Source organism: Nostoc sp. DedQUE07, assembly GCF_034530975.2.
Classification (GTDB): Bacteria; Cyanobacteriota; Cyanobacteriia; order Cyanobacteriales; family Nostocaceae; genus Nostoc.
Window position 1 is genome coordinate 1 of sequence record NZ_JAVRCC020000099.1, and the last position, 11519, is coordinate 11519.

8 protein-coding genes, 1 tRNA gene and 1 pseudogene are annotated in these 11519 nt (G+C 42.0%); 3 read left to right on the top strand and 7 right to left on the bottom strand.

Annotated features, from left to right (window positions below):
- Window positions 1–186: hypothetical protein (locus RMZ95_RS33660; protein ID WP_409884500.1), on the bottom strand; the 186-nt coding region annotated here is incomplete at its 3' end.
- Between the two features lie 629 nt (window positions 187–815).
- Between RMZ95_RS33660 and RMZ95_RS33665 the strand changes: the two genes are divergently transcribed.
- A complete protein-coding gene (locus RMZ95_RS33665; protein WP_322683651.1) occupies window positions 816–1502 on the top strand; it encodes a MotA/TolQ/ExbB proton channel family protein in 687 nt (228 codons plus the stop codon).
- Window positions 1462–1866 (top strand): biopolymer transporter ExbD, encoded by a 405-nt coding sequence (locus tag RMZ95_RS33670; RefSeq protein WP_322683652.1) that lies wholly within the window; start codon window positions 1462–1464, stop codon window positions 1864–1866. Before RMZ95_RS33665 ends, RMZ95_RS33670 begins: the two co-directional genes overlap by 41 nt.
- 171 nt (window positions 1867–2037) lie before the next feature.
- On the opposite strand, the gene RMZ95_RS33675 is transcribed toward RMZ95_RS33670, so the two are convergent.
- From RMZ95_RS33675 to RMZ95_RS33700, 6 genes and pseudogenes are all read right to left on the bottom strand, one after another.
- Window positions 2038–3471 carry a vWA domain-containing protein gene (locus RMZ95_RS33675; RefSeq protein ID WP_322683653.1) on the bottom strand — a complete coding sequence of 478 codons (1434 nt, stop codon included), beginning with the start codon at window positions 3469–3471 and terminating at the stop codon, window positions 2038–2040.
- Between the two features lie 308 nt (window positions 3472–3779).
- On the bottom strand, window positions 3780–3959 hold the full coding sequence (locus RMZ95_RS33680; RefSeq protein WP_322670160.1) for a hypothetical protein: 180 nt from the start codon (window positions 3957–3959) through the stop codon (window positions 3780–3782).
- Window positions 3960–4072: 113 nt separating this feature from the next.
- A tRNA-Phe gene (locus RMZ95_RS33685) sits at window positions 4073–4141 on the bottom strand.
- A gap of 32 nt (window positions 4142–4173) precedes the next feature.
- Window positions 4174–4896, bottom strand: a complete 723-nt coding sequence (locus RMZ95_RS33690; RefSeq protein WP_322683654.1) for a hypothetical protein — start codon at window positions 4894–4896, stop codon at window positions 4174–4176.
- A 472-nt stretch (window positions 4897–5368) separates the two neighbouring features.
- Window positions 5369–5565 (bottom strand): annotated as a pseudogene (locus tag RMZ95_RS33695) (hypothetical protein).
- Between the two features lie 510 nt (window positions 5566–6075).
- A complete protein-coding gene (locus tag RMZ95_RS33700; protein ID WP_322683655.1) occupies window positions 6076–10818 on the bottom strand; it encodes a GAF domain-containing protein in 4743 nt (1580 codons plus the stop codon).
- Window positions 10819–11115: 297 nt separating this feature from the next.
- Here RMZ95_RS33700 and RMZ95_RS33705 point away from each other — a divergent pair, with 297 nt between their 5' ends.
- Window positions 11116–11439: a YnfA family protein gene (locus tag RMZ95_RS33705; protein WP_322683656.1), complete on the top strand. Its 324-nt coding sequence runs from the start codon at window positions 11116–11118 to the stop codon at window positions 11437–11439.
- Window positions 11440–11519 lie beyond the last annotated feature (80 nt).

Sequence of the window (11519 nt, forward strand, 5' to 3'; positions counted from 1 at the left end):
TGTTGCTAAGTTAGCTATCCCTAAATTAGCTATCCCCAAATCAGATGTTGCTAAGTTAGCTATCCCAAACTCAGATGTTGCTAAGTTAGCTGTCGCTAAACCACCTATGATGTCATTGCATTCTTTATCATCTAAATCGGTCATTGAGATTTCGGAATCCAGTTTGTAGATATTAATTTCAGCCATTTGGAAATGTTCTCCTAAGTTTTGTCTGCAAACTACAAAATTTCTAATTTTGAGTTGCTAGCGACTAATGCGATTGATATCTCTCTTTTATGCAAACACTAAGGTTGTATGTAACATTTCTTCACAAAACTGATTTTGCAGACCGATGAATCATGTAACACTAGCCAGTAGGGTGTGTTAGCGACAGCGTAACGCACCATCATCAAGGGTTTGTGCGTTACGAACTGTGTTCTAACACACCCTACAATACCTAATTTTGTTCAAAAATCAAATATGATTCCTATAGATATATGCATAAGCTTGGCAGTTTCTAGGACTTAGGCACTTTACACATTGACTATTATGTGAAGAGTTAGCCTGTTAAACTAAAAGTCTTACCCTGCCTTGTTCCCAGGCTGTGCCTAGGAATGCAATCAAGGTGGGCTACTACCTACTTGTTTGATGAGAGGCAGAGCCTGGTAACGAGAGGTAATTCACAGTTGGCTGTCTTTGTCAATGCATAAGTTCTATAGACTTCACCGAACTTTAGAATATGTATAATTTGAACAAATATTGACAAATTATCTCAACAGCATGGTATTTTATTGATAATTGTTCTTGAGTTATTTGCATAAATTTAAAGGGACTAGATGGAACTAGGTGGAATACGTGAATTGTTTGAAGCAGGCGGTGCTGTCATGTGGCCTCTGCTCTTCTGCTCAATTTTGGCATTAGCTTTAGCTGCCGAGCGTACAATCTTTTGGTGGAAAATTTATAAACGTCAACAGCGTGTAGCACGAGATGTTTTGAATTTGTACCGTTTAAATAATGTAGTTGGGGCTATAGAAAAACTACGAAAAAATATTGATTTACCCATAGCCCGCATTTTTATTTTTACTTTAGAACTTGAGAACCCGAATCCAGAAGAGTTTCGTTTGGCATTGGAAACTGAAGCCAAAGTTGAGATGTCCTTTCTTAAGCGTTTTAATCATATTTTTGACACAATTGTTGGACTTGCACCTTTACTTGGTCTTCAGGGAACAATATTTGGGTTGATGACAACTTTTGCATCTTTAAATATTGGTAATCTTGGTGCTACCAATAAAGCTGGTTTGACGGCAGGTATTAGTGAAGATTTAATAGCTACTTCATTCGGATTGTTAGTAGGTATTATGACACTCACATTTGCCAGTATTTTTCGAGGCTTATACCAGCGTGAAATAGAACGTATTGAGGAGTATGGCGGACACTTAGAACTAATCTACCTTCGTCGTTTTCAACCAACAGAAAAAGCTTATGAAGTTACCCAAAGAACCGAATATTCCGGCACAAATTAACATTGTGCCATTACTTGATGTAGTTTTCACTCTTTTGACGTTTTTTGTTATCTCGACTTTGTTTTTAACTAATTCCGAAGGGCTGCCAGTAAATTTACCTAAAGCTAGTACTGGACAACAATCACAAACCCCACAGAAAATTACAATTACGATCGATTCACAAGGACAAGTAAGCTTAAATCGCCAACCAACTACTTTTGATGCTTTGACAGAAAAAATACGTACTTTAGTTGGCAGTAATCAAAATGTATTAGTAGTGATTAATGCCGATGAAAAAGCATATATGGGGCTGACGGTAAGTGTAATGGATAAGGTGCGAAAAGTTCCTGGTACAAAGCTGGCGATCGCGACTCAAAGGCAATAAAGCTCTTTGTGTTGCCAAAATCCCAACAGGTAAACTCAAACTGAGAAGAGTTTTTCGAGTTTTCAAATATTTCTTATTTAGTTGCTTGGCTTGAAAAAAGTACAAGTAGGTAACATTGAAAAAATTCAATGCTTACTATTTATGATAATAAGCATTGTCATACTTTAGAACCTACTTATCATCCCGCACAGGCAACGGCAGATCCAAAATCTCCATCAGCAAATCCAGGCGAGAGGGGCGCGTCAGGAGTGGGACGATGTTCGGCAAACTGTAGTAGTCACCCGCGAAAGTGAACGTATCTACAGGTGCTTGCTGCTGCTTCAATTGACTCTCCACCCAGTTGTAATGAGTACCCACACGGACAATCACCACATTGGGCATTATCGCTAACTCCCGGCAGTAGTTCTTGTAAACTTCACCAAAGTAAGGAGCCGCATTTTCGCCCTCATCCGTCACCAAAATTATTTGGTCAACTACCTGCTTTTTCTTCCGCATTGCTTCCAATGCACAGCCGATGCTAGTACCACCGCCTGCCTTGATGTGCTGGAAGGCGCGTTCCCAATCGCTTAACTCCTTGCCTTTTGCCGTAACAGCGTAAGGAATTGTGTCAAAGGCGTAGACAAACAGTTCTGCCTTAGTGATACCAGAAATTAGAGCAGCGAGTTGCAAACCCGTCGCGATCGCATTTTCCATTGAACCAGACTTGTCCACTAGTAAAGCAGTTGGACGAGCGATCGCACCACGCCGCTTTACCTGTTCGTTTGTCACCTTTTCCAGTTGAGCAACCGTGTCTGCGTCAAAATCTCCTACGTCTGCGGCAACCTGTGCTTTGAATGCTGAGACACGCCCACTCTTAGACGCTGCTTCTAGTTTGGAATCAATCAACTTCTTGACTTCTGGATGATCCATTGCACCTCTAGTCTGGAGAGACTTGAGGTTGTTGATCGCTTCTTGTGGAGACATGCTGTTGATTAACGCCACCAAGACAACTGGTGTGAGTTGCTTAATTGCACCAACTGCGATCGTGTATGGAATTTTGAACTCCACAATCAGCCGTGCCTGTTCTGCGGCATTTTCTGCCTTAGCAAGCTGCTTCAGCACATTTGCCAAGGAACCCTCTGGAGGAGTATTGCCAAATAGAATCGCATTTGCCCGCTCATTTGGCTTGATGTGCAGTGAAGCGTATAAGTGCTTCATTGCTTTACGACCTCTGAGCGCAGCGCGATCGAACAGAGCCGGATTGCTCTCCCGTGCTTTTAGGTAACGCCGTACCGCAGTCCGAGCTGAACGAGGCAGTTTATTCTGCTGCTGCTTCATGAAGTCCACCACACGAGCCACCTGATAGGGTGGAAACTCTTGCAGCATCATAAATCCAGCATCTCGGTGTTCAGTCAAATTGCTAGTTAGCAAGTGAGCAACAAACACCTCCTTGTGGTCGCGGACATCACCATAACGCTGATACCAAACTGCCAAGTGTCCGTAGAAGATGGGATCGAGTTCAACAATTAACTGATGAATTTCTGCGACTTGCTCAAGTTTGCGGTGAGGAGTTGTCAGCAAACTGTTGAGCATTTCCAAACGCAGGTCACGTTCTGCGGTGTTCATTATGAACCTCCTCTAAGAATTTTGGATTTTGGATTTACGATTTTGGATTGCAATCAAAAATCCAAAATCTAAAATCTAAAATTGAAGGAGGCAGATGTTGCACGCGGGGCGATAAAGTCACCGCGCAAGTTGTAGAAGCATTGGATATAACTTATGCAGAGTTATGTAAGCTTCCGCGATCGGGGCGCGGCAACAACTGCCAAGTAAAAGGGACTGGGGATTAGGGACTGGGTAATGAGCGGAAAATTATCGAATTTGCTCTTACTCCCTAAAAGTAGTAGCTGCGTAGGCTGCCATCATATCTGCCGCTATTGCGACAGCACTTTTTGAAAGCAGCGACCAGAACCACAAAGACAAAGGTCATTGTTACCAAGCTTTTCCTGTAGTTCCTTATCGCCATGAACAAGGCGATCGCCACGTTTAACAGCTTTTTCAGATGGGTAGCCACGACGACGTTTGCTCGATGGTTCAAAAGCAGAAATCGTCAAATTCGTCGAAATCTTCAGGCTCGATGTTGAAAGAATTAATCTTTTTCATCGTTCTCACCTCCATATTTAAATGAAATAAAATCGCTTCGTGCAAGTCGAAAAAGCTGTTGATTCACACACGGGATTTGAACCCGTAGTTGCTCGATCTTCAGTCAAGTGCCTTACCATTCGGCTAGTATGTAAGCTTTTTCAGTTAGGGCACGAAGTGAAAATTTTAGGTTTTAGAAAGTTGATTTAAAATAAATCGAATTTCTTTCTTGTTACACTGCTGTTTCTTAACAGCGTAAATCATTCGACCTGTATATGCCACAGAACGATGAATTATACCTTTGACAGCATCCCTCACATAATGAATGGGTGGCGATGGCAAATCTTCAAAGGTAATTAAATACCAAATTTCGTTTAGCTTCTGGTATTGATGATAATTATCAATGATGACAATATCAGTTTGTTCCTGCTTTTGCTTCTGCTTTCGAGGTATTTTCTCGGCTGCACAAAGAATTCCAGTTTCAGGATGGATATAGAAGCGATCGCGATGGCTTACATCTAGCTGATTTCGATACCCTTGATAAGGCTTGCTATAAAAACCACCATCAATTATTTCTACATGGCGTTCAACGTAGTCCCACACATGATCGATAACATGCCGTCCTGCCATTGTACTGGGATCTAATCGTTGACACAGTTGGCTGTAAACCTCATTCCAAGGCTGTCCGACTTTTGAGCGTAAAAACCGACGCAGGGGGCCGAGATGATCTGAAAGATACTTGGATTTATTTATTGGTTTAATCAGGTAAGAATTCAACAATCCATCCTGAATTGCATCCTGGGTGATTTTGTATAATTGCTTCTTAAAGCCAGTCACCTTTTTGAGGCTAATTCTCCTCCCACCGCGAGGACGCTCAATCACAATCTCGCTCAAACGATGTTCGCTCATATCTCACATTCTTTAAATGCAGTTGTGCTAATTGAGTTGTTATTAAACATGAGTTAGCTAACATCATTGAACTCACCTCCGTATTGAGTAAAGGTTATAGATAAATACGATTTAAATAATTGAAATTCCGCGCAAGTTAGCAAAGCAGTTTTCACGATTGCCTTTACCAGTTTGGCTACGCTCCCATTAGCGGGAGCGGCAGGAATCGAACCTGCATTCCGTTGCCGGAGTGTGTGTAGACTTCACAAGTTAGGGCGCAGAATTGAGTCTTAAATCATTCCGTGCAAGTTCAAAAAGCTTTTTACAGCTACGGCCGCTCTTACCAAATATTGGCAGTGGGCACGCACGCTAAATCTACCAGAGACTTAGAAATCATGCTTCGCTTAGTCCGATCGCTCGAACTTTACTACCTTAGGGCCGTTATGAATGTGTATGTATGCTTCTTCTGTTAGGGCACGGATGACTCTGAAATTTAACCATAGACAGCTTCAGGACGGACGATCAGATCGCCGGACGGCGATCGATTACGTAAGCAGAGAGGCGATCGCTATTTACATCTAAATGCCGAGCAACCCGCTCCTTCACTGCCAGATCGTTCATCCCTGCTGCAATTCCCAATTGGGTTTTTGGCACATCAACAGAACGTCCTTCAAATCGAATATGAACCATTACAATCACCTCTTGTTTTAATTACGAATTGATATTAGTGGATCTGATCGGGATTGAACCGATACCCTCCCTGTGAGAGTTACACTCACACCTCGTGCGAGTCGAAAAAGCTGTGGTTACACCGCAGGAATCGCACCTGCAACTTATCGTTTTAGAGACGATCGCTCTACTATTGAGCTAGTATGTAAGCTTTTTCTGTCAGGGCACAAGTGACATCTGGGAACTCTACCGTTAGAGCTACAGACCCAAGGAAAGCATTATTGCAATGCTTTTGAGGAGGCTTTTTTTTGCATACTACAAACGTAATACATAATTTGCATAATGTCAAGTGTCGGGATGAATCGGGCAATTGTCTTTGATGTAGTGTCCTTGATGTAGTGTCATCGAAACCATTGCCCGACAGCATCGACCATTTTTCACCATTTGGCACGAGCGCGGCGGAACCAATACCTTTTTTCATAACAGTCTTTCAACTCAACACCACAATCTTGGTTTTTATATCAAGTCCGGTTAATCACTTATGATTACCGCATCTGTGCAAAAATCCCAAAAGCCCCTTTCCCCCTGCTCCCTGCTCCCTGCTCCCTGCCCCCTGCCCCCTGCCTCCTTGACGGCTTTGTTTTTAATTAAAAAGTATTGAATACAGTTGACAAATTCTTCTAATTCTAAAATTAAATTAGTAGTACCTCTAAAGTCTCGATCGCTAGCTAATTGTTCTAGTTTGTCAGTTGCTAAGTACATAGCTGTAGCTCCAATGTTGGCACTAGCACCTTTAAGGTGATGAGTTTCTCGTGCTATTTGCCCAAAGTCATCAGCTGCGATCGCTGCTTTAATTATCTCTAAACGGGGTTTAATATCTTCAATGGATATTTGCAATAAATTTAATTCAAATTCTCGATCGTTTCCTGATATCTGATGCAAGTGTTCCCAATCAATTGCTAAGTCAGTGGAAACTGTCTGTTCATACACACCTGCCTCTTGCTGGGAAACGATCGCACCTGTCCAATATTCTAAAGTCTGTGCCAATTTTTCTTTAAATACTGGCTTACTCAAATAGTCGTCCATTCCGGCATTTAGACAAGTTTCTTCGTCTTCTTTCATCACATTAGCTGTCATCGCAATCACTACAGGACGATGACCCAATGCAAAAGCATCCTCTTGCCAACGATGAATTTCTTTTGTGGTTTCCAAACCGTCGAGAATTGGCATTTGGCAATCCATTAAAATCAAATCGTAAGGAATTTTTTCTAAAAGCTGCAAAACTTCCTTTCCATTAGCAACGACATCAGCTTTATAGCCCAAACTCTGGAGTTGCTTTAGTGCTACTTTCTGATTCACCAAATTATCTTCGGCTAAGAGAATTCTTAACTTGGATTTAGTAGAAGGATTAGAGGGACAGGAAGTAAGAATACTTGAAGTTTCTGTACTCGGAATTTCTTCTGTAGCCTCTAACTTTCTGCCTCTACACCCTTGTTCTGATTCCGGCTGAGTTTCTAAAATGGCATCAAGGAGTCGTGATGGCTTAATGGGTTTGAATAAATAAGTAGCAAATCCGATTTTGAGCGCCTGTTGTACTTCATCCCGTTGATTAGTAGAGGCGAGCAGAATCAAAGGAATCTTAGCAATTGCAGAATTGGCTGGAATTTGTTCTTTTATTGTCATGCTATTTGTTTGGGGTATTTGCATATCAACCAAGGCAACATGATATGATTTTCCCTGCTCGCTAGCTTGCTGAATAACTTTAACGGCCGCAGCAATACTGTCAGCTCGATCTACCTCCATTCCCCAATGAGTAGCTTGATGGGAAATGATTTTATAATTAGTAGTGTTGTTATCCACTACCAATAAGCGGCGATTTTGCAAAAGTCCGCGTTCGCATTTTGGCTCAACAGGCTCAACTTGTTTGGTAAAAAGCAACTCAAACCAAAACTTAGATCCTTTGTCCATCTGACTTTCTACCCCGATCGCTCCTCCCATCAAGGTTACAAGTTGTTTACAGATGGCTAATCCTAAACCTGTACCACCATACTTGCGAGTGGTCGAAGCATCCACTTGGGTAAATGGTGTAAAGAGTTTGCGTTGGTCTTCAGGGCTAATGCCAAGACCTGTATCTGTAATCGCAAAATGGATAGTGGCTGTAGTCAAAGAAAGCGATCGCAATTCGGCTTGTACTAATATTTCGCCAGCGCTGGTAAATTTGATCGCGTTGCTGATTAAGTTCATCAAAATTTGCCGCAGCCTACCAGTATCTCCTTTGAGTTGAGTGGGGACGTTGCGATCGATTATTGCAGCAATTTCTAATCCCTTGTTATGGGCTGAAGGAGCCAATAATTCCACCACGTCTTCTACACAAGTGGATAGGTCAAAATCGAGAGTTTCGAGAGCCATCTCTCCAGCCTCAAGTTTGGAAAGATCCAAAATCTCGTTGATTAAACTTAAAAGAGCGTCTCCACTACTCCGAATTATTTCAATAAAATCTCGCTGTTCTTCGTCTAAAGGAGTATCTAACACCAAACTAGTCATCCCCAATACAGCGTTCATCGGAGTGCGAATTTCATGACTGATATTTGCCAAAAAGGCACTTTTCGTCTGAGAAGCTAATTCGGCTTGGCGACGGGCAATTTCAAGTTCTTGTCGCTGACGAGTTTCTGCTGCTAATAGTTGGGCTTGGGTTAAAGCAATACCTACTTGGTCGGCTATTTGCCGCAAAAGATCGGTTTCAAAACTAGACCAGTGGTGGGAATCGTCACACTGATGAACTATGAACAAACCGCTAAGTTCTTCTTTAACAAGAATAGGTACAACCAAATTGACTTTGACCCCAAACTGTTGCATTAATTCCAGATGGCTTTGTTCAACTTCCAAAAGATCCAAGTTATCCAGTCCGAAAACCTTGCCTTGACGGTACTGCTGTAAATAGTACTGTTGGAGATATTCTGCTTCAAAGTAGGGGGCGGCGTTGTTTTGCTCTTTGATTGCTGGTAAGCCAGAAACTACTGCTTCAACAACGGTGTTTGCAGTAGTTTCTGGCATCAGCTGATAGATTAAAACTCGGTCAGTCTGGAGAATCTTTTGTACCTCTTCGACAGTGATTTGGAGAATTTCTTCGATGTCCAAAGATTGACGAATCTTCAGGGTGATTTCGGTAAATAGTTGCGAGCGCAAATTTTGGCGTTGTATTTCTTCTTCAGCCTGTTTACGTTGGATAAATTGCCCTACTTGCTCGCCGATAGAATTCATCGTTTTTACTAAATCTTCGTCAAGGGGCTGGATTTCACGGTTGAAGCAGGTAATCACACCGAGGATTTTGTTACCACTGCGGATCGGAAAACCAAAAGCTGCGTGTAGTCCTACTTGAGCAGCTATTTTGAAGTTAGGGAAATTAATATCTTTAGCGATATCAGCGATCCAAACTGATTCAGAACTAGCCCAAACCCTTCCAGGTAGTCCAATTCCGGGTGCAAAGGTGGTTTGCCGCTTCAGTATTTCAAACTCTTGCATTTCAATGGATGCTTTATGCCAGATATCGAGAAAATGCAGCACATTTGCTTGCTCATCTACCATCCAAATTTCACCCAAATCCCATGCCAAACTCTCACAGATTCCTTGCAATATTTGGCGAGTAGCTTCGCTAATTGTGGCGGACTCTGCTAGAACGCGGGTTGCAGCATATTGTGCTGTCAGATGCTTTTGTGTGCGTTTGGCATCGGTAATGTCAATGCCAGTAGCAACTATGTATTCAACACAGCCCTCATAGTCTTTTAAGATGGTATTCGACCAGGCAATCAGCCGCCGACTACCATCTTTCATTACCCAATAATTTTCATAATTATTGGAAAGTTGACCAGATCGTAACTGGTCAAAAACTGTTTTAACTGCCTCCACCTCTTCAGGAAGTAGTAACAAGTTCCAGCTATACCTACCCCTCACCTCATCAAAGGAGTAACCCGTTATTTGCTCACAGGCTTGATTGAAACGAACAATTTGTCCTTGAGAATCGAGAACTATTACCAAGGCTCCGACTGTATCAAGGACTGCTGAGATAAAGTTGCGTTCTTGATTTAAGGTTTCTTCTGTCCTCTTCCGCTCAATAACCTCACGATAGATCGAGTAGTAGACTACAGCAAGAACGATAAAACTTAGGCAAATAGCGATCGCCAATGTGAAAATTGTGTTCCGAGTCCAAGTCTTTGCTGCTTGTGACTGCTGTCGGATTCGTCCCCTGTCCTCGTTTTCCATCTCAGCGATCGCCTTGCGGATATCATCCATGAGATTTTGTCGATCGTTTTTCAGCAGTACTTGCAACGCTGCCTCTAATCCCTTATTCTGGCGCAAATCGATAGTCTGTTTTAGTTCAGTAAGTTTAGCTGTTATCAGAAATTCAAGCGTTGCAATCTGCTTTTGTTGGTTCGGTTGAGTTGCTGTTAAATTCTTCAGCTTGGCAATTTCTCGATCGACGTTACTAAGTGCTGTTTGATACGATTTTAGATAAAGTTTTTCTCCAGTGAAGATGTAACTACGTTGCCCAATTTCAGCATCCTTTACCTGGGACAGTATTTCCTCTTGGCTGTTAAGTTTTTTATAAGTATTTTTTACGATACTGCGATTAAAATTACTAAATACTCTTGTATTTTGATCGGAAACCACCCCAATCAGAACTAAAATTAGTGACGACAAACCAAAACTTGCTGCAATCTTTTTGAAAAATTGCTTGTGTACCCTCTGTACCTGGTTGCTTTTCTTGCTAACAAGTACCAAACTTGCTAAATTTCGGCGCAATTCCAGTTGCTTTATGACTTGACGACCTAAAGTTCGTAATGCCTCTATTTGTTCTGGATTAAGTTCTCGCGGTACGTAGTCAATTACACACAGGGTTCCGAGGACGTATCCTTCAGGGTTAGTTAAAGGTACACCAGCATAAAACCGAATATTTGGGTCAGATGTCACCAGTGGATTTGTTGCAAACCGTTCGTCATCTTTTGCATCAGGCACTACCAAAACATCAGACTGGAGAATGGCATGGGCACAGAATGCGAAATCTCGGTGCGTTTCTGAGACATCCAAACCGATTTTTGACTTGAACCATTGGCGATTTGTATCAATTAAGCTAATTAAGGCAATAGGAGTCTGACAAATATACGAGGCTAAACGAGTCAGATCGTCAAAGGTGGCTTCCGATGGCGTATCGAGAATCTTATACTGCAAAACTGCATCGATTCTCTGGGCTTCGTTATCAGGTAATGGTGCTTTCATCCTTGAGCCTTATCTACATTCTGGGGAGTGGGGAAATGAGGGGACAAGTGGGATCGGGAAGACAAGGGAGACAAGGGGACAAGGGGACAAGGAGACAAGGAGACAAGGGGGAATTATTGAACAAGTCTCTCCCAAGTCTCCCTGCTCTTCCTTGTCTACTTTGTCTCTTCTCCATGCTCCATGCCCAATGCCCCATACCCAATTTGGTCAATAAACTTACCTTAATTAATGACAATAGTTTACTTAAAACCGTTAGCGTAATTTTACTGACTTATATGTTGTTAAATAATCGATCAAATGCTTAAGTCTCTGCTGTATTTTTTGTGGGCTGGTTTATTTGAAATTGGGGGTGGCTACTTAATCTGGTTGTGGTTGCGCGAAGGTAAGCCGGTCTGGTGGGGCATATTGGGGGGAATTGCTTTAGCTTTCTATGGGATTCTTGCAACTTTCCAATCGGCAAATTTTGGCAGAGTCTATGCAGCTTATGGCGGCGTATTTATCGCAATGGCAATGCTTTGGGGTTGGAAGGTAGATGGGGTAACTCCAGACCGCTACGACTTAATTGGAGTATGTTTAGCTTTAGTGAGTGTTTTAATTATCATGTTTGCTCCCAGAAGTTAAGTAAAATTTCTAGATTATTTTGAACTTTTATATAGGACTCATATTTGATTGGGGAGTGAAAACATGAATTTACGTAGAGA